The organism is Alkalihalobacterium sp. TH-98 (genome assembly GCF_057473385.1).
The window spans coordinates 91,637-116,972 of the sequence record NZ_JBYCKM010000005.1 but is presented as its reverse complement, the minus strand read 5'-3'; the positions used below and the strand labels follow the sequence as shown (position 1 = coordinate 116,972).

Here is a 25,336-nt window from a genome sequence, read left to right as displayed (position 1 = left end):
CTCTAGTTGTAAAACATTAGTTACACTTAAAATTCTCTTGCTGCTTTTTGCGCTTTTTCAATACCTTCCGCAATGATCGCTTCCGCTTGATCCGGGAACTGGTTGTGACCTTCTACGATAATCGTAGTTGGGTCTTGGATCCCCCAGAAGCCTAGAACATTTTGTACATAATTTACAGCCATCTCTACAGATTGAGCAGGGCCCTCTGAGTAAACTCCACCACGAGCATTCAACAGAACTACCTTTTTATTTGTAATTAAACCAACAGGACCTTCAGCTGTGTATTTAAAAGTTTGGCCCGCTTGAGATAAGTAATCAAAGTACGTGTGCAGAACTGCAGGAACTGTAAAATTCCAAAGAGGGAAGGCAATCACAATTTTATCTGCTGCTAAAAATTGATTTAAATATTTAGTAACAATTTCAGTTGAGCGTTGTTCTTCAGCAGTTAGTTCTATTCCTTTTGCCAGCTTAAACATACCATTGATCATATTTGTATCGTAATAAGGTAGGTTTTCATTAAAAAGATCCAGCTCAGTAATTTGATCTAGTGGGTGAGACTCTCTATAACTGTCTAGAAATGCTTGATAAAGCTTCACACTTACCGCCTGGTCAATTGGTCTTGAATTCGCTTTAATAAATAATACATTCGACATGGTAAAACCTCCAAATATGTGTTTAATTTAAGATGTTGGTATAGCAACTAAAGTACTATAAAGTTGATACAACAACAATTTTAATATGAGATGTTGCTATATCAACTATTATTTATAAAAATAACTGTTTTTAGCAAGAAAAGTGTAAGCGCTGAGCTCAACATTATAGGCTAAAGTCCCCTGAAGAGATCAGAAAACACAGCGAGTGTTCATTTATCGTTAGGGGACTAACCGTTTGGATAGCATTTCATTTATAAAAACAGTCTACATTTTTACTCATTTTAGCAAGTGTCTTTTCTAATTGTTCTAATTCTTCTTTTGAAATATCTTTAACAACTACATCATTAAACTCCTCTGTAATTGGAATGACTTTTTCACCCAAAGCCTCACCCTCAGTTGTTAAAAATAACTTCACTGAACGACGGTCATCATTACAATTCACTCTAGAAATGAAACCTTTTTTTTCAAGGTTTGAAGCCATTCGTGCGATGTTTGTTTTATCTTTGTTTAGCTTTTGGGAAATCTGATTTTGTGTTAAACCGTCTTGTTCCCAAAGGAGCATCATAACTAAATTTTGCTCAGGCGCTAAATTAAAGGCTTCAAGTTTGGCTTTAATATAACTCGTTAAGTGTAAGTCAGTTTGATGAATTTTAATACTAATGTAGTCATGCAAAGATAGTTTCAAAAGATTTACCTCACTATTTATTTTAGTTGCTATACATACTATTTACAGTTTCAAATTATAAAGAAGAGGAGAGACGGTGTCAAATTCTTTGCTCTTTAATCCGAATTAGGAAATTTACCTAACTTTAGGTATTAGCCCGCTCGCTTTTCTAGGTATTTGCATACAAAGGAAGAGAAGTAAATTAAAAAAGGATGGTTTTTTTCATGGAGAGAAATTGCAACTGTAAAAATAAGGGTATGACAAAACCAGCAGGATTAGATAATATGATGCCAAGTATGCACGGTCATGAAATGATGGGGCAGCCAGGAATGACAATGCCATTAATGGATCAACACCATATGCAGCCTATGATGCCACATGCTCACCATCACCAGATGATGATGCCATCATGTCAAGGAATGCCGCAAATGATGCCATTTCACCACCAGCACACTATGATGCCGCATGCACAACATCAGCAAGAGATGATGCCATCTCATATGATGCCTCATGCACAGCATCAGCAAGCGATGATGCCATCTCATATGATGCCTCATGCACAGCATCAACAGGCGATGATGCCATCTCATATGATGCCTCACTCACAGCATCAACAGACGATGATGCCATCTCATATGATGCCTCACTCACAACATCAGGCCATGATGCCTCATACACAACAGCAGGCGATGATGCCGCAACTGATGGACGATCAATTTATGGAAGGTCCGATGACGCACCCATTTCCATCAGGTGATGTGTATGAAACACAATTTCAGCAGTTTCCATTTCGTAAACAATAGTTGGATTTAGCGAGTATACTCGTTAAATCGGAGTCAGTACAGTCGTCTTAATATTAATTTGTCATTTAAGTAAAAAACTATGTAACAAAAAGAACCATTCAGCCTTTCAATTGCCGAATGGTTCTTTTGATATTAGTGAGGTTAAATTTCATTTATTTTAATAAATTCATGTCCATCATGGATGAGGTTAGTGGATTTAGAACATATTATGGTAAAAAATGAAAGCACAGAATTCTTTCCCAACAGCACGGGAATTGCACAAGGTGAGTTAAATGACAAAAAAACTGCTAATACCTTTAATTATTTTGGTAATACTTGTTAGCTGCCAATCGAACCCGAACCCATCAGTTCAAGATCATCCTACCGTACTTCAAACTCATGTTTTCAATAAGATAGACATAAAAGGAATTGAAGAATTGACAGTTACAATCGGTGCGATAGGTGATGTATTACTTCATCAACGCGTCTACGAAAAAGCAGCCAAAACAGACGGTACCTATGATTTCAACCCAATGTTCAAAAAAGTAGCACCTTTATTAGAAGAGCCTGATTTTTTAATGGCTAATCAGGAATCCGTACCGGGTGGAGTTGAACTCGGCTTATCCACGTATCCATCATTCAATAGCCCAAAAGAGATTGTTACCACCTTACAAAAACTCGGGGTAGATATGGTCATTGGTGCTAATAATCATGCTCTTGATAGAGGAATAACAGCCATAGAAAGTGCACTTGATTTTTATGATGAGATCGGCATGAAATACGTAGGGATGTACCGAAACAAAGAAGATCGAGAAACGAACCGTATTGTAAGGGTCGATGATATGACAATAGGTGTACTAGCCTATACTTATGGTACAAACGGTATCCGAATCCCTATTGGACACGAACACGTTATTGCAATGCAAGACCGAGAGCAGATGATTGAAGATGTAAAAAAACTAGAGGGCAAAGTCGATCTCTTAATCGTTCATATGCATTGGGGCAACGAGTACGAACGTCAACCGAATGATCAACAACGAGAGTTAGCACAAATGTTAGCTAAAGCCGGCGTCGATCTTATATTTGGCCACCATCCACACGTTTTACAACCGATCGAAAAAATCACTCTAGAAGAAGGGCATGAAACACTTGTATTTTATTCACTAGGTAACTTTTATTCAGGACAAAAATACGAGTTCACCGACATTGGTGGTGTAGCGACTGTTGAAGTTACTAAGATAACAGATGGTGACGAAATAACTATTCGCTTCGATTCTCCTAAAATAGAGCCGACAATAGTCATTCAAAAGGAAGATGGGTTTTATGTGATGCCGATGTATCTTGTCGAAAAGTCCTCCATTACAAAGACTACGTATGACCAAGTAGTCGATCATACATTACAGTATTTGCATAATCGTAAATAATAAAAATTAAACTTCTTATGTTATAAATAGATGATTTCGCTAAAAGTAATAAGTGTATATGTCAACACAAATACAATGGAAATCATCTGTTTTTTTATGAAGGAGGTTTTTCTTTTGCTGCATTATCATCGTCAAGGTACAGGAGAACCTCTCCTCTTAATCCATGGATTTTTAAGTACGAATCGTGTATACGATAAGGTTCGTTCTCATTTAATTGATACCTATGATGTCATTTCGATCGACTTGCCAGGGCACGGAAAGTCACCGCTAAAGAACGAAAACACGGTGTATGACTATGCTCATTCTATAGTACAACTGTTAGACTCTTTAAAAATAACCAATGTGACCTGGGTCGGCCATTCCATGGGTGGCTATATTACAATGGCTGCTATAGAAAAGTATACTCCTTATGTAAAACGAGCTGCTTTTGTGTATTCGTCTCCTGTCCATGATAGTGAAAAGGATAAAGCGCAACGAGATGAGCATATCGATTTAGTCAAGCGAGAAGGGGTGGCTGCACTTGCCAAGAAGCGTATCCCAATATATTTTGCATTTCAAGGAGAGCCTAAAGATGTCAGCGAAGCGTTTCGTCATGCCGACCAAACGACACCCGAAGGAGCAATTGCTGCCCTACACGCGATGAAAGAACGGCCAAATCAGGTGGACATGCTTAACCGAGTAGATCTACCTTTATTTTTCTTAGAAGGGACAAAAGATTTATCAGAAGCACCGTTTCACGCAACCTCATCTCGGATTTCAAAAGCATCAACAGACACTTCACATATGGGAATGCTCGATAACCCAAACCATTTCATCACTGAACTCAAAAACTGGCTCACTTTATCACGCTAAAGGTACCTGGTACCTAGAAATGGCAGTAGTAGTATCTTATAGAAGTGCTCCCTATCCTGTATATATTCGATGTTTTCTAAGGAAAATATCTCTAGAATATTCATCGAAAGGTGGGGAGCATGACATGAAAAAACGGACTATATTCATTCTTATTGTCTTTCTTGTAGCACTGGTTGTTGGCACGATTAATATTATCGAGCCTGAATACGCCTACATGCCTCGAAAAGGTCAAATCTTAAATGATGCACGTTCTAACGTCGGACACGGAACAAGTTATGACGTCTGGGGAGTAACTGTTACACCCGAAGATGCAGCCAAACTCTTACAAACAGAGGATGGAATGGAAATGCTCTCTCCTTCCAATGGAGCAGTAGAAGTAGATGAAGACTTTGTGGAACTTGGTCGCGAAATCTTTTATAAGGAAACTTTTGATAACGAAATATTTATTACCGATATTTTAGGTATGTTAGATGGACCAATCACAGTCACTAATATCGCAAAAGCTATACTCGAACTACAGGGTGGACACACGGATAACCTCCGAGTTGAACTCGCTGAAAACGTAACAATCGGCGGTAAAAACTACGCAAAAGGGGAAAAAATCGATACTGGGCTAGATGTTCCAAAAGGTGCATTGTCTCCGCTTGGAATGCCTATTTCTTATCAGGATGGAAGATTAAAGGTCGGTGTAAGCTGTGCAGCCTGTCACGCTACTGTGGATCGAGATTCGGGAATGATTATTGAGGGCGCACCTAATTTAAACTTTAACGCAGGAATGATGCTAGCACTAGCTTCAAACTCAGCTGCCTATTTCACAAACACAGATGTAGATGCAGAAAAAATAAAAGCTTTTATTGAAGATCATGATCGGACCGTAGAAACGACAGACGGGAAACACGAACCGTTACCAGATCCCCAAAAGCTAGAAGAAGCAGTCGATGAGATGCTGGTCCAGTGGCCTCCAGGTAATTTTGACTCGACGGTTGACCTAGTAAACAACCCAGCACAAATTCCAGATTCATTTACATTAGGGGATCATCCATATGGCTGGAATGGGTTTGCGGCAATTGGTCCATTTAAGGGTCTTAGCTCATTAAATAACAATGTTCACGCGCAAAACTCCGATTTATTGGCTCAAGCTGATCAAAGTAATGAATTATTCGACATTGATAAGGAAGTGTACATCGGAACGATCTTACAAAATGCAGCCAACGAAAATTATCGCTACGATCCAAATTCCGGCATGAAACCATCGGAGTTCATGAAAATGATTGATGAAGAGCCGAATGTTCCAGGGGTAAATGAAATGGTTAAACCACCGACCTTCCCAAAAATATCTATGTTTTCACCAAACGGAACGGTCATTAGTTCTCCAGGCTTTCATTTCGGTGAGCAAATTAACGCGATGTCCGCTTATCAAAACTCGCTGATACCGCCTAAATATGAAATCGATGAAGCGACTAAAGCACAAGGTCGGGAAGTGTTTCACCGAGCAGGATGTATTTCGTGTCATGCCGGTCCTGCATATACAAATCATCGAGTCATCGATAATGATGTAGTAAAAGCACAGCCTTCTAGAGCAAAAGCGTTCAAAGATGCAGACAAATTATTAGAAGATTCATGGATCTATTCTTTTGATACACCGGTACCCATTCCAAAAGAAGCAAAGGCCATTCGTGTACCAACTGAGCATGTTGATGAAGACCAGAAAAGGCTAACACTTGCTCAAGATGAAAATGGCAGCGGCGGTTATAAGGTTAAAGGTTTAATTGGACTTAAATGGTCACCACCTTACTTGCATGATGGCGGGGTTGCTGTTGGTCCTAATGAAAAAACAGACCTTGGTATACCGGGAACCTTGCATAAAGCCATTAATCCGGACCCATATAACAGTTTAAAAGCGCTTGTTGACTCTAATTTACGTAAAAAAGTAGTAGAAGCAAACCGTAAATCAAAACCACTTCAAGAAGCAAACGTGGAAGGGATCGGTCATGAACATTGGGTCGATCAACCGAATGGTTTCACAAAAGAAGAACAAGATGCGTTAATTGAATTTATGCTTTCCTTAACTTCAAGTGAGGAATAAGTGCGTAGTATTAAATTGAAAAACCTAAGAAATATCTTAATTATCTTAATATAAAAGACAGCCCACACTTTTGCTAAAAATGTGTGGGCTGTTTTTACATACAAACTTACTATGCAGCTTCTTTACCAATGAACCTTTTAGACCCAATCGGTTGAGGTACTTTAACAAGCTTGGCCATGACAATGGCGATGACACAGATAAAGCCAGCGATTAGAAAGGCCTGTGAAAAGGGTAGAGTTTTTACAATAAATGGTCCTGCAAAAGCAGATAGACCGTATGCTTGATACATAAATCCATAGTTGCTGCCGATATTTTTCGTTCCATAAAAATCTGCCGTGACAGAAGGGAAGAGGGCCAAAAATCCTCCGAAACAAAACCCTATCAGTGAAACAGAAATTAAAAATGACCAATACATCATTTCACCGAAACTCATGTAAAACATAATAGCCGCAGTTAACCCGTAGATAAGCATGAGCGTATTTGTTCGACCGAGACGATCTGAGAGGTTACCTAATATAATTCGTCCTGCTGCGTTAAAGAGTGCAATTACCATTACGGCGTTAGCTGCTTTTTCAAGGTCAAGCTTCACCACCTCGATCCCGATATCAACAGCAAAACTAATGACCATTAAACCAGCCATACTTCCGAATAAAAACATTACCCATAGTAAATAAAATTGATAGGTAGACAACATTTGCTTTGGTGAGAAATGAGTGTTTGAGTCCAACATAACTGAATTTTCTTTTGTTGCTGCTTGCTCCAGTACCGGTGGATTTTTTAACAACTGTGCACCCATGACAACAAAAAACAAATAAATCATTCCTAAATATAAAAAGGAAGATGATATACCAACAGCGCCGATTAAATATCCGATAACCGGCTTATAAATTAACCCACCTAAACCAAATCCAGCAACAGCGACACCACTAATAAATCCTCGTTTTTCAGGAAACCATTTTACGCAGGCCGATAACGGGCAAACATACGTCATTCCAATTCCTATGCCGCCAATCACACCGTAGAAGACATAAAGATGCATAAGTGTTGTTGCTTGACTGGACAAAATTAATCCAACCCCGAGAAGTAATCCCCCAATTGTGGCTACCCATCTCGGGCCAATTTTATCTTGAAGCCTTCCAGCGAAAATTGTAGTTAATGCGAACGTCGCAATCGTAATGGAAAACGTAACAACTACATCTTCACGAGCCCAGCCGAATTTATCGATCAGTGGCTGGTTAAATAAACTCCACGCGTATACCGCTCCTAAGTTAATTTGAATAATGATGGCACCTAGGACGACTAACCATCTATTCATAAGTAAAACCTCCTTAATATGTACATAACCTAAAAATTCATTCCAAAAAAAAAGAGGCCAATGATGATCAATTAATAATCAACATTGGCCCCTTCAGTACTCACACATTGGTATTTACAAAAAGTTTCCGTATATATAATATTTAAAGTCATTCAATTCATTTCAAAAACAAAGATAACTTAAGATGATTTCTCTTACCCTTGCAAAAAGAAAGGCAACAGCTCTCATGAAATTCTATTTTCTTGGTGTCACTTTCATTATTATGGCATAGTTTTTTTCGAAGTCAACCAAAAAATAAAATGAATACGATTACATTCAAATGTAATCGTATTCATTGCCAGTTAATCAAGTATAGTTTCTTAGACCAACATTTCCTCTTTTTTATCACGATCTAATGCAGTAGATCCATTATTCTCATATAACTTTTGATGTATGAACTTTCCAATAGCCATACTAGCGACCTTTGTAACGAGTGAAGCTGTATAAAAAGTCGGGTAGGAATATATTTTTATAACTTTTGCTTTAATTAACAAAGTTTCTAGCAAGATGAAAGAAACGACCGTTACCGTAGCCCTGCTTTTTATATTCTTTAATACAGCTATAACAAAAAGGACCGAGCTAAGGCCACTGTATAGAGAAGACAACGTAACGTGGCTTCGATATCGATTTTTATAGAGAGGAACATTAAAAAAACAAGTACGAAATAGTGAAACATGTAAGAAGTTCAGCGTTGAGTAACAGACAAATACAGAAAAGAAGATTGTCAACACTTCAAATACTTTGTTCTTTTTATCTATAATTTGAATTGTCCAGTATTTAGCTATTATATAAAATAATTGCAAACCAACCGTTGTAAATGGAGTAGCCCACCAGTTGAGTTTAAATATTTTTTGTTTAATAAAAACCTTCTCAATACCAACAGACAGTAGTAATGCAAAAAAAGTTGACCATCTCGCTTTTAAATTCAGCATATTCAAAAACAAGCTAGTCGTTGGAACGACAAATAGTTGTGAAACAATTGAGCCAAATACATTATCAAAGTATTGCCTTTTTAGAATTTTTGGATCATACTCATAGGCTTTGCCAATCACAAGAACAAAGAATTCAAAAAAGTAATTGAGTCCGGTAAATGTAACATAGAGAGGCCAAAAGTACCTCTTGTTTTCCTTTTTGGTTCTTCGAAAGGTATAGATTAATAAAAGTATCGAAAAGAAATTTAAACTTAAATATAAGAGCCTATTTTTCATAAATTTAAGCCACCTAACCGCGTCTTTCGTAAATTATAGATAATATTTAAAGTAAATAAGGATCTTTTTTATTCACTTTCAAGCTCTAATTTGAGACTATTACTCATTAGAATAACCAAAGAGTCACAGTCTCATGAATTCGTTCGGAAAATGAAAAGAGCAGAGAAGATCTAATCCTAAAAATTAAAATAACGGTTAGGCTTCTTATTATATCTTTTCGTTCAACTTTTTGACTTTATGGGTAAGAGCGTAACGATAAAAATAATTACAGCTAGCACGTAAGTAAGGTTAGCTAACGATGGGTAAGCAGATTGGTTTTGAACACCGATTCCAACAATCGCCCATATGAAAACGAGTGGAAAAAGACGATCATTTTGATGGATCCTAAAATAGACAGCTAACAATGTCGCTACAACAAGCATGATAATGGTCCAAGTCACTTGTGATAAACCAAATCCACCCCAATTGTATTCCACTAAAACATAGCTAATATTTGCTATGGTTGCGACACTGATCCAGCCGAGATAAATGGAAAAAGGAGCTTGGTCGATTTTCGCTGGATCGGTAGCCTTAACCTTTTGGTAAAGGAAGATGAGTGTAAGAAGCAAACTAACCATGACTGGGACGGTCCATAAAAATAATTGATAATGCCAAAGAAAGATCCATGCCGTATTCAATAGGCAACTTAAGATAAATAGGGAACTTGTTTCTGTATATAAGGAAAGATTTCTACGATTTTTAGGAATTCCCCTGACAAGCCACACACCAAGAAGCAAATAAATTAGACCCCAAATCGAAAAAACATAGCCGGCTGGAGTAAATAACACCTCAAGTCTGGCTGAAATTTCTCCTGTTGTTTTCCCGCCGATCGGAATAATGTTGGCAAGCGCGTTCACGCCGACCATCAGGAAATAGGCAAGCCAATTGAAAATAAGCACCATCTCAATACCTCCTATGCAAATTCGTTCTAACCATGGGTGATAGGTGATAAACCTAATTATAAATAATATGAAAAAGACGCACCAATCATGTATGGTACGTCCAACTGTAAACTTTTCAAAAAAATGCGCTTCCACACGCGCTAAGTCGAATGATAAAGTGAACGGGATAAATTATCCTTCCATGTTGGCAAGGTTGTAAATGGCTCTTGCATAAATGGCCGTAGCTTTTAAGAGATCATCGACTTCAATATATTCATCTTTTTGATGAGCTGTCATTTCTTTTCCAGGGAAAACAGCACCGTAGGCAACGCAATTCGGAAGCAAGCTAGCATATGTATTACCGCCACTTGAAAGCAAGGTTGGTTCATTACCGGTTTCTTCTTCATACGCTAATTGAAGGGAGCGGATCATCGGTGTATCTTTATCCACATGATGAGGGTTTTTATTACGAATCTCATCTACCGTGAACGCAGTAGCTTTTAGGGCATGTTGAATTATACTTTCAATCGTTTCAAACTGAGCTGTTACAGGGTATCTAATATTCAATTGTACGTATCCTTCTGTTCCTTCGTATTGAAAGATGGCTGGATTGACTGTTAAAGCTCCTGTAATTTCATCCGAATGATTAATACCTAAGTTTTTGCCGTAATGATCTTCATAAAAGGTAGTATCGATAAATGAGAGATATTCTTTTCCGCTTGCATCTAATGATAACGTATTCAGAAAGTGCGCTAAGTGAACGGCTGCATTTTTTCCTTTATAAGGTTCCATGCTGTGAGCAGACAGCCCTTTCAAGTTCAAGGTGATTGCTTCGCCATTAATTGCACTTTCCCCTTGTAAATCATTGCTATCTAAAAAGGCAGTAAACTTTGCCGACAGGGTTGAAACATCTCCACGAACGATCGCTGTTGCCGTTTCAGGAACCATATTCGCTCTAGTTCCAGAAGTAAAAGAGAGGAGTGTAAAAGGACTTTGTAACTTATCATCAGAAGCACTAACATTAGTCATTCCACACTTCACATGAATTTGTCCTTTCTCTGCATTAATGATTGGGAAAGTAGCATCCGGTGCAAAGCCGGCAACTGGAGATTGTTCTACTTCACGATACGTCTTCAAACAACTCATTCCACTTTCTTCATCTGTCCCAAATATAACCCGAACGTTACGCTTTAATGGTAATTGCAGTTCGTTTATAAGCTTTACCGCGTAGAATGCTGCCATCGTTGGTCCTTTGTCGTCAATGGCTCCTCGCGCATACAATTTTCCTTCACGGATCGTCGGTTCAAACGGAGGAGAGGTCCATTCTCCCGTTGCGGGGACAACATCGATGTGACAAAGCACCGCTACATGTTCATCATTTGTTGTACCTTTTAATTCACCATATCCATAAAATCCTTCATGATTTTTTGTAACCATTCCTTGTTGAGAAGATAGATGTAACATATAGTCAAGAGCTTTAGCTACATTCTTACCCATTGGATATTCAGACGAAACCGTTTCTGGATCTTTCGTACTTTCAATTTTGAGCAAGTTCGTTAAATCCAATAGTAAATCGTCTTTCCGTTTCAGTACCTCTTCATACCAATTCATTCTGAACAACTCCTTATTTTGTATTATGTAGTAAAGAAAGGAACATTAAAAACTTTTTAGTAACCCGAAATATATACTTCATTTCTATTATACAGATCTTTTTTATAGCATAGGGAGGTTTTGTAGAAAACATTACGAATAGAATGTTTATCAATGTCTATTTATAAGGAATAATGATTGTAGGAGAAGGAGGTTAACCATGAAACCTAAATCTGTAAAAGAATCAAGAGTGATAAAGACACACTTAGTATTACCGAATGAGACGAATAATCACAATACATTATTCGGTGGTATTTTAATGAGGAATGTAGATGAGGTAGCTTCGATCAGTGCGAGACTTCATAGTCGAACTGATGTGGTAACAGCATCGACTGATTCGGTAGATTTTTTAAATCCTATTTATCAAAGTGATGCGGTATCTTTAGAGTCGTTTGTAACGTGGACAGGGAAGACGTCGATGGAGATCTTCGTAAAAATTATTGCAGAAGATTTTAATTCTGGAGACAGAAGAATGGCTGCTACTGCTTTTCTAACGTTTGTTAGTCTAGGGGAAGACGGACGACCCATTCCAGTTCCAGGAGTAATCCCAGAAACAGAAGAAGAAAAGAAATTAAATAAGACAGGCCATGAACGAGCAAAGATTCGGATTGAACGAAGAAAACAAAGTAAAGAAATGGCTGAATTTATAACGACCACGAAGCCGTGGGAAAAGTGAAATTGGCAGGGATAAAGTGAAATTTGACATTATTGTAACGCCTCTTTACTTTTTATAAATGGTATTTATGTTATAATTTGGGCTGAATATTCTATTAAAATTGTAAAAAAAATTCACAGATATTAGAGGCGATAATCATGGCAAAAGTAATCTTATTTGACTTAGATGGAACACTTCTTCCAATGGATACGGAATCCTTTATTCAGACATACATTAAGGAACTCGCTCCACGAGTTGCACATATTGTGGAGCCGCAACGCTTTGTACCATCCCTATGGGCCGGAACCGAAGCGATGATAAAAAACTTAGATCCAACAAAAACGAATGAACAAGTATTTGAAGAAACCTTCCTCAAGGCTGTAAATGTAAAAAAAGAAGACATTTGGCCGACATTAGACCACTTTTATGAGACGGTTTTCCCGACTTTCTCTCATTTAACAAAGCCAACGCTAACAGCGAAAAAAGTAGTAGAGGAAGTTGTTTCACAAGGATACCGAGTGGGAATTGCTACAAACCCAGTTTTCCCAAAAGTAGCGATTCATCATCGTTTAAACTGGGCAGGCGTTGCGGATATGCCATTTGAAATGGTGACGGTGTACGAGGAGAGTACATTTACAAAACCACATACCCATTATTACGAGTCGATTTGTAATCGCCTAGAAGTAACCCCAAAAGAATGCATTATGATCGGTAACGATGTCCAAGAAGATATGGTCGTTAGCGAGCTAGGAATGAAAACTTTCCTCGTCGAAGGCCATGTTATCGACCGAGGTGCACCAAAATATTCTTTTGATGAGAGTGGGTCGTTAGAAGATTTATATGAGAGGATAGTCAAACGCCAAGGAATATTTGCAAAGTAAGAAAGTAACTTTGTGGTATTAAAACAGTACTTGAGTATGTAATACAGAAAAGTGTAACTAATTAACTAAAGCTAAAGACCCATTAATATAGAGGATCTTTAGCTCTTATTTATATAGCGTTTTTAATTCTCCCCAAAAAAATTGCTCTAAAGGAAAGGGCTAGGAAGAACGAGACTCTCTTCTAATATACGTTTCATACCCTTGTGCTTCTAATTCTTGTGCCAATCGCTTCGCATTTTCTTCGTTTTCAAATGCCCCTACTTGCACAATATATAGGACAGCGTCTTCTTGTTCGTTATCCTCTATTTTTTGAAGGGTGAATATATCTACTAGGCCATCAACGTGAGCCTGGGCGATCTCAGTTAGAAACGATGGATTGCTTAATTTTTCAGCTTCTTCGTCATTATCGACAAAAAGGTTTTCTGTTAAAATAGCAGACATCTCCGTTTCCCGCAGTACAGCAAAGTCCGCTTCTTTCTTACCTCGATCAGTGACATCGAGTGTATTTACGATGACACGATGCATCGTCTCCCGCTTATCTTCAGTTTCTTCAAAACGATTAGGGTGAATATAGGATTCAAAACCAGAACCCTCGCCGGCATTAACGTGAACAGAAATAAAGTAATCAGCCTCCCAATCATTGGCCATTTGTGCGCGTTCTGAAAGTCCTACGGAACGATCATCTTCACGACTAAGCCGAACCTCTACATCTTGATAACGATTTAAGATCGATTTCATCTCTAAAGAAATGGTTAGAACGAGATCTTTCTCAATTAACCCGTTGCCTTCAGCTCCAGCGTCGTCACCACCGTGCCCAGGGTCAATAAAGATTTTTACCATCTTACATCACCTCGTTAGTCATTCTATGTTTCGTTTTTTTTGTCCGTATAGACAAACAAGGAATCTTACTAGAAATGGTTAAGTAGTTTACCCTTGGAGAAGAAACTCTCATGAAAATGTTTATCTTGGTCAAACTAAGTGTACATAGTGGAAAAAGGAGAAGATCTAGGTGAGGAGAGTTATCATTGACACGGATACAGCTTCAGATGATGTCGTTGCCATTATTATGGCCCTTCGAGAACCAAGCATTAAAGTCGAAGCAATAACGGTCGTTGCGGGCAATGTTACAGTTGATTTAGCTTCTAAAAATGCCCGTATTTCGGTTGAAAGAGCCAATACGTATATGCCTCCTGTATATAAGGGGGTAGGAAAGCCGTTCATGAGAAAGTTGTTTACATCAGAGTTCGTCCACGGAAAAGATGGCATGGGGGATATGAATCTTTCGGAACCAAAAGTAACAGAAGAACAAGAGCATGCTGTTGATGCGATCATTCACCTTATTATGAGTAACCCTGAAGAAATTGAAGTAGTCACACTTGGCCCTCTAATGAATTTAGCACTAGCTTATTTAAAGGAACCGAGAATAGCAGAAAAAGTGAAAAAAGTTGTCATTATGGGAGGAGCTGGGCTTGGTCCTGGAAACATAACTCCAGTTGCTGAATTTAATATGTACGTCGATGCAGAAGCAGCTAGTATTGTCTTGCAGTCCGGAATGCCCATAACAATGGTTGGTTGGGATGTTTGCTTAGGAAAGACGTTTCTTTCTGAAGAAGACATCGAATACTTACAGGAACAGAAATCGCCGATTGCTGATTTTTGTGTACGTTGTAATCAATCCGTTGAGGCATTTGACGAGAAGCGTTTTGGTAAGAGAGGTTTTGACCTCCCCGATCCAACGGCAATGGCCGTCGCGATCTCAGATGAAATCATATTAAAAAAGTACGAGGCGTATGCGTATGTTGAAACGAAAAGTGAACAAACCTATGGACAATTCATTATCGATCAACATCATTTGCTAGGAAAAAACGATAATGTGACGATCTGTGAAGAGATAGATGCTGAGAGGTTTAAAGAGCTACTTTTTAAAAACTTAATTTAAACCAATTACTTAGAGGATAAATTTTACAATATTAACCTATTTTAAGATAAATTAGGTTTAATATGTGACAAAAGTTTTACTAATAAAGACAAAATAGTAATAAAAATAGCTAATTCGATAATTGTTCATATTTTCTGCAATTATATAATATAAAATGGAGTTATTAATATTATGCTGATCTAGAGAAAGGCTTTCTATTTTGTAGTTATATGAACCGTTATCCATACTTTCTGGGTAACGGTTTACTAGCTAAAGAAGAAATATAAAACACTCTAAGCTTCAGTGACTATAGGGGGTAAACAAATATGTGCGGATTTGTAGCTCATATGAAAAGACAAGACGGAAAGTCAAATATAGATAAAAAAACATTCTACCGGATGACGAATACAATTACGCATAGAGGACCCGATGATGTAGGGTTTTATTTTGACCATTATGTAAGTCTTGGATTTAGAAGGTTAAGCATTATCGATTTAGAAAATGGTAAGCAACCATTTACTTATGAAAATGAACGATATTGGATGGTTTTTAATGGTGAGATTTATAATTATCTAGAGTTAAGAGAATCACTTCAAAAACAAGGTTATAAGTTTCAAACCGATTCAGATACAGAAGTCATTATTGCGTTATTTGCAAGTAAAAGAGAACAAGCTTTTAGTGAATTAAGAGGAATGTTTTCGATTGTTATATGGGATAAACAGGAAAAGTCTCTTTTTGGAGCAAGAGATCGTTTTGGAATAAAACCATTGTTTTATTTAGAGTCTGGTAGTGAATTGATTTTTGCCTCAGAAAAGAAGAGTATCCTCGTAGCTCAAGAAGAAGACAGCGTTGATGAAGAGGCCTTACATCACTATTTAACATACCAGTATGTTCCTGAACCAATGACGATGTCAGCAAATATAAAGAAGTTGGAACCTGGGGAAATGTTCTTTAAAAAAGTTGGACAACCAATGACGATTAAGAAATACTGGGAGCCAGCATTCAATCCGGTTATTTCTTCGGTAGAAAAAAGTACTAAACAAATAATCGATGTCCTGAGAGATTCTGTTCAATTCCATATGCGCAGTGATGTTCCTGTAGGGTCTTTCTTATCAAGTGGCATAGATTCAACCTGTATTGTCGCACTCGCTAAAGAAATTCATCCGAACATCAAAACATTTACTGTTGGATTTGAACGTGAAGGCTTTAGTGAAATAGATATTGCGAAAGAAAGCGCAGAAAAGCTAGGGGTTGAAAATATTTCGTATGAGATCACCCCAGAAGAGTTCGTTCAGGAATTACCTAAAATCATTTGGCATATGGATGACCCTGTTGCTGACCCGGCCGCAGTTCCTCTTTATTTCGTAGCTAGAGAAGCAAGTAAACACGTAAAAGTTGTATTATCAGGTGAAGGAGCAGATGAACTGTTTGGCGGCTATGGTATTTATAGAGAACCTCTGTCTTTAAAGAGACTTTCATCGTTATCAGGGAACAGCAAGAAAGTTCTGAAGTCGATTGTGCAGACGCTTCCTTCTGGCATAAAGGGGAAAAATTATATTGAAAGAGCTTGTACTCCAATTCAGAATCGGTACATTGGAAATGCAAAGTTGTTTAGTGAACTTGAGAAAGCGCAACTATTAAAAAATTATAATCCTCAATGGACATACAACAACATTACGAAACCATACTACGATAAGGTCTCTCATGTAGATGATGTCACTAAAATGCAATATATCGATATGCACACGTGGTTAAGAGGAGATATTCTTGTTAAAGCCGATAAAATGACGATGGCACATTCTATTGAGTTAAGAGTTCCATTTCTTGATAAGGAAGTTTTTGAAGTCGCGTCACAACTTCATTCGTCGATCAAAGTAACGCAAGAGACAACAAAGTATGCTCTTCGAAAAGCAGTTGAAGATATTGTTCCTGATCAAATAGTTAACAGGAGAAAACTAGGCTTCCCGGTTCCATTGCGTCATTGGCTTCAAAATGAATTGTATGATTGGGCAAGGACGCTCATTCATGAAAGTAACACAGATTACCTGTTAAATAAGGATTATATTCTTCAACAGCTTGAAGAGCATCGCCAAGGAAAAGATGATTTTAAGTCAAGCTTCTGGAAAAGTAAACAAAGCTTAGGTGACCGCAGCCGTTATTTATGGTCTGTTTTAACCTTCATGATTTGGCACCAAATTTTTGTAGAAGGCGCCTACCAGTTTGAAAATGATATTCAAAGTCAAGCGCATGCCAAACTGCTTGAATATAGAAGGGAAGACAACCTAGTTAACTTATGACCACTTCTCTAAATTTGTAACGATTCAAGTTGCAGGACTGTTAATTGAAGTCGTAGAAGGACTTTTAATTTTAGATTAAGCTCGCTGTTTCAGTAAAAAAACGTTTGGTACGAACCAAACGTTTTTTTTTACTGTCTTAATTTTTAATTTGCAGCGGAACTACTTTCTCTCCAATCGCTCGTATCAGTTCAGGAGGCATAGGGAAATTTAGTGCAGCCGGATCCATTGATACTGCGGTTATCGTCTGTTCCAGATCACTCTCGGAAATATTATAAGAATCAAAGTTTGCTGGCAAGCCGATTTTTTGCTGAAGCCCTTTAATTTTGTCCACGATTTGACTCAAAAGTAATGGCGGGTCATCACCACTTACCGTGTCTACACTTAATGCTTCTGCCAGTTCTTTTACTTTTGGCAAGTAAAGATCAGGAACCGACTCCATGACAACTGGTAAGAAGACGGCATTGGCTAAGCCATGCGGGATACGGAAAAGCGCTCCATACGCATGGGCAAAATTATGAACCGGAATCGCATTCAATGCAAAGCTGAAGGCTGTAATTCCCATTAAGCTTGCTTGTAACATTTCCATCCGTGCTGTTTTATCTGCACCATTTTCAACCGCAATCGGTAAGTTCTTTTCAATTAAACGAATGGCATGAAGCGCATAAGCATCCGTTAGTCCAGTTGATGTAGGAGAAGCAAGTGCTTCAATGGCATGTGTTAGTGCATCAAAGCCAGTAAATGCCGTTATAAACGGTGGTAAGCCGACTGTTAAATCGGGATCTAAAATAGCCATATCTGCAGCAATAAAAGGGTTAATCATATTTGTTTTCATTTTAATCTCTTCATTATAAACGACGGAGATAGGAGAGACTTCCGAACCAGTTCCAGCAGTCGTAGGAATTGATATATGCGGGATCGGAATATAATTGGCTTGTGGAAAAGATTCGTATAAAAACCCTCCAGGAATCGCTTCATTTATATTCGTAAGCCCTTTATGAAGAGAGTACTTAACAGCCTTAACCGTATCTAGCACACTGCCGCCACCGACTGCTAACAGCGCATCTGCACCAACTTCTCTAGCATATCTTGTTGCCGCATTGACAGAAGAACTTTCTGCATCTTGAGCAATATCTAAGTAAATACCAGCAAGTTCTGGACCTGTCCCATGTGGAGTTAACTCAAAAATTTGTGCTACTTTTTCTACAACCCCCGCTTGCTCTAATCCTCGATCACTAAATAAAACGACACGTTTTGCACCCAGCCCTTTAAACAGATCAGGAACGAGAGCGCGTGTGTTTGATCCACTATATATACCTGTACGTAACATAAATTGAGATAAAGTTGTCGTTAACAAAAGATCACCCCATTAAATTGATATCATATTAGAACACATAGTTTAGTTTGAATTCGTATCAGAGAATAAGATTTGGTACCAAGATCTATTTTTTAAATCAGACACCATGGAAGTATGGACATGTTTTAATTGAGTATAAGCATCTAGAGATTGTTTCCCCATTTCACGGCCAATTCCGCTTTGCTTATATCCTCCAAACGGGGCATCATTTCGTAGCATATGCCAGTCATTGATCCAAACGACACCAGCTCGTAATTGTCTAGCTGTTTGATAGGCTTTATTAACATCTTCCGTCCAAACACCAGCAGCTAATCCGTAGATCGTATCATTCGCTTGTTTAATGACATCATCCACATCAGAATAGCGGATCACGCTAAGTACTGGGCCAAAAATCTCTTCTTGGGCAATTTTCATATCATTCGTTACATTCGTAAAAATAGTTGGTTCTATAAAATGTCCGCCTTCGCAACCTTCAACAGTCACTTCTTTTCCACCACAAACGAGAGTCGCACCTTCGCTTAATCCCGACTCAATATAAGATAAAACGCTATCCCGTTGTTGCTTAGAAATAACCGGACCGACGTCAGTTGTCTCCTCTAATGGATGACCAAGCTTCAGTTTCTTCGTCAGCGCAACTAAGCCCTCAACAACCTCGTCGTGCAACTCGTCTGGAACAAATAATCTAGTACCAGACTCACATAGTTGACCAGAGTGGAGGAAGACCCCAAATAAGCTTCCAGGTAACGCAAGATCTAAGTTCGCATCATCTAATAAAATATTAGGAGATTTACCGCCTAATTCTAATGTCGTATTTTTGATCGTATGAGAAGCAAGGCTCATAATATTTCTCCCGACTTCTGTTGAGCCTGTAAACGCAATTTTATCGACATCCGGGTGGATTGCTAATGGTTCACCTACTTCTTTTCCTGAACCAGTAACGACATTAATTACACCTGGCGGAACGACTTGAGAAATAATTTCTGCTAGCTTTAAAGTTGTTAATGGGGTATAAGAGGCAGGCTTAATCACAATCGTGTTTCCAGTCGCAAGAGCCGGAGCAATTTTCCAAGTTGCGATTAACATTGGCATGTTCCATGGTGTGATTGCTGCACATACTCCAATCGGTTCACGCCAAACGAAGTTATGTGCTGGACCAGGGAAAGGAGGAACAGGTAATGTTTCGGAAAACGGATACTCTACCACAAATTTCGCCATCGTTTGAAATAAGTCTGCCATCTGTAAAATATCATTGCTCGATACGCGGCGAACGGTAGCGCCTGAACTAATCACTTCTAAATACGCTAATTCTTCTGCATTTTGCGTAATTAAGTGTGCAATTGTATTTAAAATTTGCGCGCGGTCCTTTGGCTTCATATACGCCCAGTCTTCATTTTCAAAAGCTACTTTTGCAGCTTGTACAGCGGCGTTTACATCGGCCTCATTACCTTTCGCCACTTTTGCAACGACCTCTCCAGTTGCCGGGTTTTTTACATCAAACGTTTCTCCTGTAAGAGAAGGGACCCATTGTCCATTAATAAATAATGGAAAGTTCAATACCTTAAGATTTACCGTCATAAAGAAAGCCTCCTTTTTCATTGAAACGAAACAAAATTACTTTAAAACTACAAGGTGACAGATTATAATGAAGTTATTAAGTCTAAAAATTCTGATAAGTAAGCGCTTACTTAAATTAATTTTATATACAAAAGACTTCTTGTAACAGTACTGAAAATAGAGGGGTGAATATTGTCGAATGTTAAATGCAAGAATGTTTGATTACATTCATCGTTTACAAACGATAGAAGATCCATTGAAAAGGGTTGAATGGCTCATGCGAGGTTGTACGATTTTCTTTCCGTTTAAAAGGGGGACAATCTATACCTACTCCCCTTTAAATTATACCGGAGAAGGGATCATCCTTATTGAAGAAGATATTATAGAACCATTAACCATGATAAAAGAAGATGTTCGCGACTTTCCACCCATTTATTATGCTTTATCGCAAAAAAGACCACATCAAACAATCATCGAACCAAGCAATTGGCCCATTCAATACATAGAACAATTTCAATTAACTTCACTCGTCATTATACCGATATGTTATGGCGGAACGGTTATCGGAACAGCGCTAATTGACAGGTATATCGAAGAGCAAGAAGTAACCAAAGATGTAATTGAAGCACTGTATCAATACTTTCAAATTTCAGCTCAATGGCTCTTCCCACACTCGAGTGTCAGACAGAAACTTAGTAAGCGCGAAAAAGAAGTGTTACAAAAACTATCGTACGGATACAGTTTAAAAGAAATGGCAGATTTTATGGGGCTAAGTGAGTTTACCGTACGTGATTACTTAACATCGGCAAGCCGAAAGCTCGGTACAAAACACCGAACCGAGGCTGTTGCTGTAGCCATGCGGAATGGGCTTATTATCTAGAATAGTTCTTTGTTCAATACTTTAATAGCTATGTTACATTTTCTGTGGATATCCGTTCGGATCCATCGTATAAGGCATTTATCCTAATAAATGGTCATGGATGGTTTTACTGCCACAAAAAATTAGAAAAATCGAACAAGAGAACCATCTTCCTCATACACCGATCATCGTTTTAACGGCATATGCATTAAAAGAAGATGAAATAAAATGTTTAGAATCAGGGTGTGATCTTCACATCACCAAACCGATTGGCAAGGATAAATTAGTACGAACGATTGAGATGCATAGAAAAGAAAGTATTCAGTAATCGACTACATCTACAAGCATATGTTCACTCCAAATTTTAATTAATATATACATAAAAACAAACAAATCCCCCTTGTTTAGCAAGGGGGATTTGTTTCCATTATTTAAATTGATACATAAACCGTTCCATATAATAGATAAATAATTGATTGAAGTTACCTGAATAATAGGAGTTACTTGCATGTCCAGCATAGGGAAGCAGAATTAAGGCTGATTTTGCATTTCCTCTTCTTTTATAAGATTTGTCAAATTGAATGGCAATCGTTTGATCAACAATTCCGTCGTGTGTACCCTGACAAATTAAAACCGGCGGGCTATCCTTTTCTACTAAAAGAGAAGGATCCATAATGTCCTCAGAACCATCTATCCCTACTACTGAGGCTAACCCGTTTGCCGGATAAACAGGTATAACGCCTTTGATTTTAAGTTTCGGATTTAAGTAATCGTATCGTTGATTTGCAAGACCAACAGCATTTGCTAAATGGCCTCCTGAAGAGTTACCGGACACAAAGACAGAGTCTAAATTTGCCCCGAATTCCTTGTAGTGATCTGCCAAATAGTCTGTAAATATCCCAATATGGCGGACCATATCATCTGTTGAGAAACTACCGACGATATTGTCAGGAACTTTAAGAAATTTAAACACCCGTTCTCCATCACTAAGACCATGCTGGACATCGAACACAACATAACCTTGGTTGGCAAAGTGTTTATTCAATTGAGCGTTATTTAATGAACCTTTATCCCCTGAAGTCCAGCCGCCACCATGAATTCTTACCAATACTGAATGGTTACCCGGAAGACCTTTTTCATTAGCTGGAGGCATATAGACGTCAAAATGCAGCTTAATTCCTTTATCAACACCTTCTTTACCTTCATAATAAAGAATATTTTCTTTCACACGGTATTTACCTGATTTTGTTCCATAAAAATAGTCAGGTAAAGAGAAGGGAGTCTGCATAAAATGCATCTCTTCAGCTGTTGGTACGATCTGGTTCGGGTCTGAACGGAAAGCTTGAATGTAGTTTAGATTGGTTTCACTAATGGTGAATGGTGTCATGATTACCGGTAGAGTAAAGATCGTTACGAGCGATAAACCAAGGAGTAGAATGAGCCTCCTAACATATAACCTCAAATTTGTAATTTTTATAATGAGTACGGTAACAGCCAAGAAGATGATACTAAAAAATAAAGAAAGCTGGGGAACAGCTACCTCAACAAAATTAGCGCCCCTACCAATTAATAATTCATAAGAAACATAAATTCCGAGAACAAGAATGGTACTTAGTAAGAACACGATAAATCCTCTAAAGATCTTATTAGTGCGAGTGATCTTATTATTAGTAAAAGCCCGTTCTGAATAAAACTGACGATTTTTTAAATGATATAATTTTTTAGTCGCAAGTATTCCACCTATAATAAATAATAAAAAAATCAAAATCAGAGAAATGATACTACGTGAAGTCGCATGTGTTACTTGCTCAGATACATATTTGTTCATCGTTGGAACAATGAGAAGTGATAGGATGGTCACACATAAATAAAGGTACTCCAACCTTTTACTAGGAGGGTTTACTATGGTTACAAGCACATTACCTAATAATGTTAAGAACAGTAAAATTCCAAAAATATTCCAAAGTGCATGAGACACGTTTGTTAGTAAATAGATAAACCCAATTACGATTGACAAACCATTTGCAACGACTAATGCCTGTATCCAAAAGTGCAGTTTCTTCTTTTCATTCAGCAGGAAACTTTTCATGTAGTTCCTCCTTATAAAAAGTACTTTTTACTTACATGAATTAACTGCGTAAAATGATCTATTTACAGTACTGGTGACGTAGTAACTTATAGGTTCTCTCCAATTTAAAAAAATACTCATACTAGTTTTTTGTAAAATAATCGGATAATTTGTTGTTTTATCACCTGCGTTTCGGTATAATCTTTATTATTATCTGAATATTCAGATAAATTATAGTAGAATAGAGATTAGGAGTGGAGAAATCGTGTCTGAAGTGAAATTTTATTATGGGGATGAAGTACCTTTAGAGATGCATAAGGTGCGAATTGTACAGAAAATCAACCTTAAACCAGTTGAACATCGCTTAGAGGCAATCGAGGAAGCAGGCTTTAATACATTTTTGCTGAAAAATGATGATATATTCATGGACATGCTAACGGATAGCGGTGTTAATGCAATGAGTGACAAACAGCAAGCCGCTATGTTAGAGGCGGATGATAGCTATGCAGGGTCTACGACGTTTACTAAATTGGACAATAAAGTGCGAGAAATATTTAAAAAAGAATTTTTCTTACCGATGCACCAAGGAAGAGCTTGTGAAAATATTATTTCACAAGTGTTTGTTCAACCAGGAACAATCGTCCCAATGAATTATCATTTTACAACAACTAAAGCTCATATCGTGATAAACGGGGGGACTGTAGAGGAAATCTTCACAGATGAAGCATTAAAGATTACGAGCGAGCATCCTTTTAAGGGGAACATGGACATAGATAAACTTACTGCGCTAATTGAAGAGCACGGTCGAGAAAAAATCGCATTCGTTCGTGTAGAAGCAGGAACAAACCTTATTGGCGGTCAGCCTTTTGCTTTAGAAAACCTAGAAGAAGTGCGACAAGTTTGCGACAAGTATGATCTTATGCTTGTTCTGGATGCTAGTTTGTTAGCAGACAACCTTTACTTTATTAAACAGCGAGAAGAAAAATGTAAAGAGATGAGCATTAAAGAGATTACAGGAGCCATTTCTGATCTGTGTGATATTGTGTATTTCTCTGCACGTAAACTTGGGTGTGCTCGTGGTGGAGGAGTTTGTACAAACAATACAGAAGCTTATCTTAAGATGCGTGAACTGGTTCCGCTTTACGAAGGCTTCCTTACTTACGGCGGAATGTCCGTTCGCGAAATGGAAGCTTTAACTGTCGGTTTAGAAGAGACAATGGATGAGAATATGATCAATCAAGGTCCGCAATTTATCGCATATATGACAGACGAACTTGTAAAAAAAGGGATTCCTGTTGTAACTCCTGCAGGCGGGTTAGGTTGCCACTTGAATGCGATGGAATTTCTTGATCACCTTCCACAAACAAAGTATCCAGCCGGTGCCCTTGCAGCAGCTCTATATCTAGTCAGTGGTGTCCGCGGAATGGAAAGAGGAACATTATCGGAACAAAGAGAAGAAGATGGAAGTGAAACGTTAGCACACATGGAATTACTACGGTTAGCGATGCCGCGCCGTGTATATACTCTTTCTCAAGTGAAATATGCTGTCGACCGTATCGCATGGCTATACGAAAACCGTGAGCTCATTGGCGGTTTAACGTATGTTGAAGAACCAAAAGTATTACGCTTCTTCTTCGGAAGATTAGAAGCTGACTCGAATTGGCCTGAACAATTAGCAGCAAAGTTTAGAGCGGATTTTGGCGATAGTTTGTAAGAGAAGCTAAAATATGTATGGCAAAAAAGAATCATAAAATAATGCTCATTTTATAAGATGAGGCGTAATCCTTTGGGGTACGCCTTTTTATTTGTTCTGGAGGAGTATAATGAGCATTTACCATTCTATTTTTCACATAATTTAAAATAGAATTAATTTTTTTAATAAAACAAGTCATAATTATTGCACCTACATGTAAAATACATATATAGTATTGATGTAAGTCCTATTTTTTATTGTAAAAGAAAGGAGGGGTACATTATGATGTCGCCAAGAGAATTTAAACTGTCAATGCAAGCATTAATGGAAGATGTTGAAATGAGTGAGCAACCAAGAACAAAAAGACGTTGCTTATATTTTAAGCTTCCAATCTTTAATCTTCTCAAACTGTATAGCTATCGGTAACGGAGTCCATAAGATAAGGCAAACATGACGAAAATATT

Annotated in this window: 22 protein-coding genes; 12 read left to right on the top strand and 10 right to left on the bottom strand. The window is 38.0% G+C overall.

The genetic code is table 11. From position 1 onward, the window contains the following. Positions 1-26: 26 nt before the first annotated feature. Positions 27-653: an FMN-dependent NADH-azoreductase gene (locus tag AC2VNP_RS02075; protein WP_486915664.1), complete on the bottom strand. Its 627-nt coding sequence runs from the start codon at positions 651-653 to the stop codon at positions 27-29. 247 nt (positions 654-900) lie between these two features. Beyond that, entirely contained in the window at positions 901-1,338 is a 438-nt protein-coding gene (locus AC2VNP_RS02070; protein WP_486915662.1) for a MarR family winged helix-turn-helix transcriptional regulator, read from the bottom strand. Between the two features lie 203 nt (positions 1,339-1,541). Between AC2VNP_RS02070 and AC2VNP_RS02065 the strand changes: the two genes are divergently transcribed. The 4 genes from AC2VNP_RS02065 (at position 1,542) to AC2VNP_RS02050 (ending at position 6,461) form a co-directional block, all read left to right on the top strand. After that, positions 1,542-2,120: a hypothetical protein gene (locus tag AC2VNP_RS02065; RefSeq protein ID WP_486915660.1), complete on the top strand. Its 579-nt coding sequence runs from the start codon at positions 1,542-1,544 to the stop codon at positions 2,118-2,120. Between the two features lie 272 nt (positions 2,121-2,392). After that, positions 2,393-3,523 carry a CapA family protein gene (locus AC2VNP_RS02060; RefSeq protein ID WP_486915658.1) on the top strand — a complete coding sequence of 377 codons (1,131 nt, stop codon included), beginning with the start codon at positions 2,393-2,395 and terminating at the stop codon, positions 3,521-3,523. Positions 3,524-3,637: 114 nt separating this feature from the next. Beyond that, complete coding sequence (locus AC2VNP_RS02055; RefSeq protein ID WP_486915656.1) at positions 3,638-4,375, top strand: alpha/beta fold hydrolase; 738 nt, start codon at positions 3,638-3,640, stop codon at positions 4,373-4,375. A gap of 124 nt (positions 4,376-4,499) precedes the next feature. After that, positions 4,500-6,461, top strand: a complete 1,962-nt coding sequence (locus AC2VNP_RS02050) for an electron transport protein (RefSeq protein WP_486915654.1) — start codon at positions 4,500-4,502, stop codon at positions 6,459-6,461. A 109-nt stretch (positions 6,462-6,570) separates the two neighbouring features. Here AC2VNP_RS02050 and AC2VNP_RS02045 read toward each other — a convergent pair whose 3' ends face one another. The 4 genes from AC2VNP_RS02045 to pepV all read right to left on the bottom strand — a co-directional run bounded on the left by AC2VNP_RS02045 (position 6,571) and on the right by pepV (position 11,554). Beyond that, positions 6,571-7,776: an L-lactate MFS transporter gene (locus AC2VNP_RS02045; RefSeq protein ID WP_486915652.1), complete on the bottom strand. Its 1,206-nt coding sequence runs from the start codon at positions 7,774-7,776 to the stop codon at positions 6,571-6,573. A 359-nt stretch (positions 7,777-8,135) separates the two neighbouring features. Continuing rightward, entirely contained in the window at positions 8,136-8,867 is a 732-nt protein-coding gene (locus tag AC2VNP_RS02040) for a hypothetical protein (RefSeq protein ID WP_486915650.1), read from the bottom strand. 377 nt (positions 8,868-9,244) lie between these two features. Beyond that, the gene (locus tag AC2VNP_RS02035) at positions 9,245-9,964 is read right to left on the bottom strand and encodes a TspO/MBR family protein (RefSeq protein ID WP_486915648.1); all 720 of its coding nucleotides are present in this window, start codon (positions 9,962-9,964) and stop codon (positions 9,245-9,247) included. A 171-nt stretch (positions 9,965-10,135) separates the two neighbouring features. Continuing rightward, positions 10,136-11,554, bottom strand: coding sequence for a dipeptidase PepV (pepV, locus tag AC2VNP_RS02030; RefSeq protein ID WP_486915646.1), 1,419 nt, complete (start codon positions 11,552-11,554; stop codon positions 10,136-10,138). 199 nt (positions 11,555-11,753) lie between these two features. On the opposite strand from pepV, the gene AC2VNP_RS02025 reads away from it, so the two are divergent. Together AC2VNP_RS02025 and AC2VNP_RS02020 are read left to right on the top strand one after the other, a co-directional pair. Beyond that, positions 11,754-12,269 carry an acyl-CoA thioesterase gene (locus tag AC2VNP_RS02025; RefSeq protein WP_486915644.1) on the top strand — a complete coding sequence of 172 codons (516 nt, stop codon included), beginning with the start codon at positions 11,754-11,756 and terminating at the stop codon, positions 12,267-12,269. 137 nt (positions 12,270-12,406) lie between these two features. Then, positions 12,407-13,129: an HAD family hydrolase gene (locus AC2VNP_RS02020; protein ID WP_486915642.1), complete on the top strand. Its 723-nt coding sequence runs from the start codon at positions 12,407-12,409 to the stop codon at positions 13,127-13,129. A 159-nt stretch (positions 13,130-13,288) separates the two neighbouring features. Here AC2VNP_RS02020 and AC2VNP_RS02015 read toward each other — a convergent pair whose 3' ends face one another. After that, a complete protein-coding gene (locus AC2VNP_RS02015) occupies positions 13,289-13,969 on the bottom strand; it encodes an N-acetylmuramoyl-L-alanine amidase (RefSeq protein ID WP_486915640.1) in 681 nt (226 codons plus the stop codon). Positions 13,970-14,138: 169 nt separating this feature from the next. Between AC2VNP_RS02015 and AC2VNP_RS02010 the strand changes: the two genes are divergently transcribed. Both AC2VNP_RS02010 and asnB read left to right on the top strand, forming a co-directional pair. Beyond that, positions 14,139-15,068, top strand: a complete 930-nt coding sequence (locus AC2VNP_RS02010; protein ID WP_486915638.1) for a nucleoside hydrolase — start codon at positions 14,139-14,141, stop codon at positions 15,066-15,068. Between the two features lie 305 nt (positions 15,069-15,373). Further along, complete coding sequence (asnB, locus tag AC2VNP_RS02005; protein WP_486915636.1) at positions 15,374-17,344, top strand: asparagine synthase (glutamine-hydrolyzing); 1,971 nt, start codon at positions 15,374-15,376, stop codon at positions 17,342-17,344. A 136-nt stretch (positions 17,345-17,480) separates the two neighbouring features. On the opposite strand, the gene AC2VNP_RS02000 is transcribed toward asnB, so the two are convergent. Both AC2VNP_RS02000 and AC2VNP_RS01995 read right to left on the bottom strand, forming a co-directional pair. Then, positions 17,481-18,698 (bottom strand): iron-containing alcohol dehydrogenase, encoded by a 1,218-nt coding sequence (locus AC2VNP_RS02000; RefSeq protein WP_486915634.1) that lies wholly within the window; start codon positions 18,696-18,698, stop codon positions 17,481-17,483. Positions 18,699-18,740: 42 nt separating this feature from the next. Continuing rightward, positions 18,741-20,273 carry an aldehyde dehydrogenase family protein gene (locus AC2VNP_RS01995; RefSeq protein WP_486915632.1) on the bottom strand — a complete coding sequence of 511 codons (1,533 nt, stop codon included), beginning with the start codon at positions 20,271-20,273 and terminating at the stop codon, positions 18,741-18,743. A 178-nt stretch (positions 20,274-20,451) separates the two neighbouring features. Between AC2VNP_RS01995 and AC2VNP_RS01990 the strand changes: the two genes are divergently transcribed. Continuing rightward, entirely contained in the window at positions 20,452-21,132 is a 681-nt protein-coding gene (locus tag AC2VNP_RS01990; protein WP_486915630.1) for a response regulator transcription factor, read from the top strand. A gap of 100 nt (positions 21,133-21,232) precedes the next feature. Further along, entirely contained in the window at positions 21,233-21,439 is a 207-nt protein-coding gene (locus AC2VNP_RS01985) for a response regulator (RefSeq protein WP_486915628.1), read from the top strand. A gap of 99 nt (positions 21,440-21,538) precedes the next feature. Here the strand turns inward: AC2VNP_RS01985 and AC2VNP_RS01980 are convergent, their stop codons facing one another. Then, positions 21,539-23,200, bottom strand: coding sequence for an alpha/beta hydrolase (locus AC2VNP_RS01980; RefSeq protein WP_486915626.1), 1,662 nt, complete (start codon positions 23,198-23,200; stop codon positions 21,539-21,541). Between the two features lie 244 nt (positions 23,201-23,444). On the opposite strand from AC2VNP_RS01980, the gene AC2VNP_RS01975 reads away from it, so the two are divergent. Then, positions 23,445-24,893 (top strand): tryptophanase, encoded by a 1,449-nt coding sequence (locus AC2VNP_RS01975; RefSeq protein WP_486915624.1) that lies wholly within the window; start codon positions 23,445-23,447, stop codon positions 24,891-24,893. 261 nt (positions 24,894-25,154) lie between these two features. Further along, positions 25,155-25,298: a hypothetical protein gene (locus AC2VNP_RS01970; protein WP_486915622.1), complete on the top strand. Its 144-nt coding sequence runs from the start codon at positions 25,155-25,157 to the stop codon at positions 25,296-25,298. Positions 25,299-25,336 lie beyond the last annotated feature (38 nt).

Excerpts from the sequence above, each read along its gene's own strand:
- AC2VNP_RS02075 (WP_486915664.1), bottom strand. The coding sequence starts at position 653 with ATGTCGAATGTATTATTTATTAAAGCGAATTCAAGACCAATTGACCAG.
- AC2VNP_RS02065 (WP_486915660.1), top strand. The coding sequence starts at position 1,542 with ATGGAGAGAAATTGCAACTGTAAAAATAAGGGTATGACAAAACCAGCA.
- AC2VNP_RS02060 (WP_486915658.1), top strand. The coding sequence starts at position 2,393 with ATGACAAAAAAACTGCTAATACCTTTAATTATTTTGGTAATACTTGTT.
- AC2VNP_RS02050 (WP_486915654.1), top strand. The coding sequence starts at position 4,500 with ATGAAAAAACGGACTATATTCATTCTTATTGTCTTTCTTGTAGCACTG.
- AC2VNP_RS02045 (WP_486915652.1), bottom strand. The coding sequence starts at position 7,776 with ATGAATAGATGGTTAGTCGTCCTAGGTGCCATCATTATTCAAATTAAC.
- AC2VNP_RS02035 (WP_486915648.1), bottom strand. The coding sequence starts at position 9,964 with ATGGTGCTTATTTTCAATTGGCTTGCCTATTTCCTGATGGTCGGCGTG.
- pepV (WP_486915646.1), bottom strand. The coding sequence starts at position 11,554 with ATGAATTGGTATGAAGAGGTACTGAAACGGAAAGACGATTTACTATTG.
- AC2VNP_RS02025 (WP_486915644.1), top strand. The coding sequence starts at position 11,754 with ATGAAACCTAAATCTGTAAAAGAATCAAGAGTGATAAAGACACACTTA.
- AC2VNP_RS02020 (WP_486915642.1), top strand. The coding sequence starts at position 12,407 with ATGGCAAAAGTAATCTTATTTGACTTAGATGGAACACTTCTTCCAATG.
- AC2VNP_RS02015 (WP_486915640.1), bottom strand. The coding sequence starts at position 13,969 with ATGGTAAAAATCTTTATTGACCCTGGGCACGGTGGTGACGACGCTGGA.
- asnB (WP_486915636.1), top strand. The coding sequence starts at position 15,374 with ATGTGCGGATTTGTAGCTCATATGAAAAGACAAGACGGAAAGTCAAAT.
- AC2VNP_RS01995 (WP_486915632.1), bottom strand. The coding sequence starts at position 20,273 with ATGACGGTAAATCTTAAGGTATTGAACTTTCCATTATTTATTAATGGA.
- AC2VNP_RS01990 (WP_486915630.1), top strand. The coding sequence starts at position 20,452 with ATGTTAAATGCAAGAATGTTTGATTACATTCATCGTTTACAAACGATA.
- AC2VNP_RS01985 (WP_486915628.1), top strand. The coding sequence starts at position 21,233 with ATGGTTTTACTGCCACAAAAAATTAGAAAAATCGAACAAGAGAACCAT.
- AC2VNP_RS01980 (WP_486915626.1), bottom strand. The coding sequence starts at position 23,200 with ATGAAAAGTTTCCTGCTGAATGAAAAGAAGAAACTGCACTTTTGGATA.
- AC2VNP_RS01970 (WP_486915622.1), top strand. The coding sequence starts at position 25,155 with ATGATGTCGCCAAGAGAATTTAAACTGTCAATGCAAGCATTAATGGAA.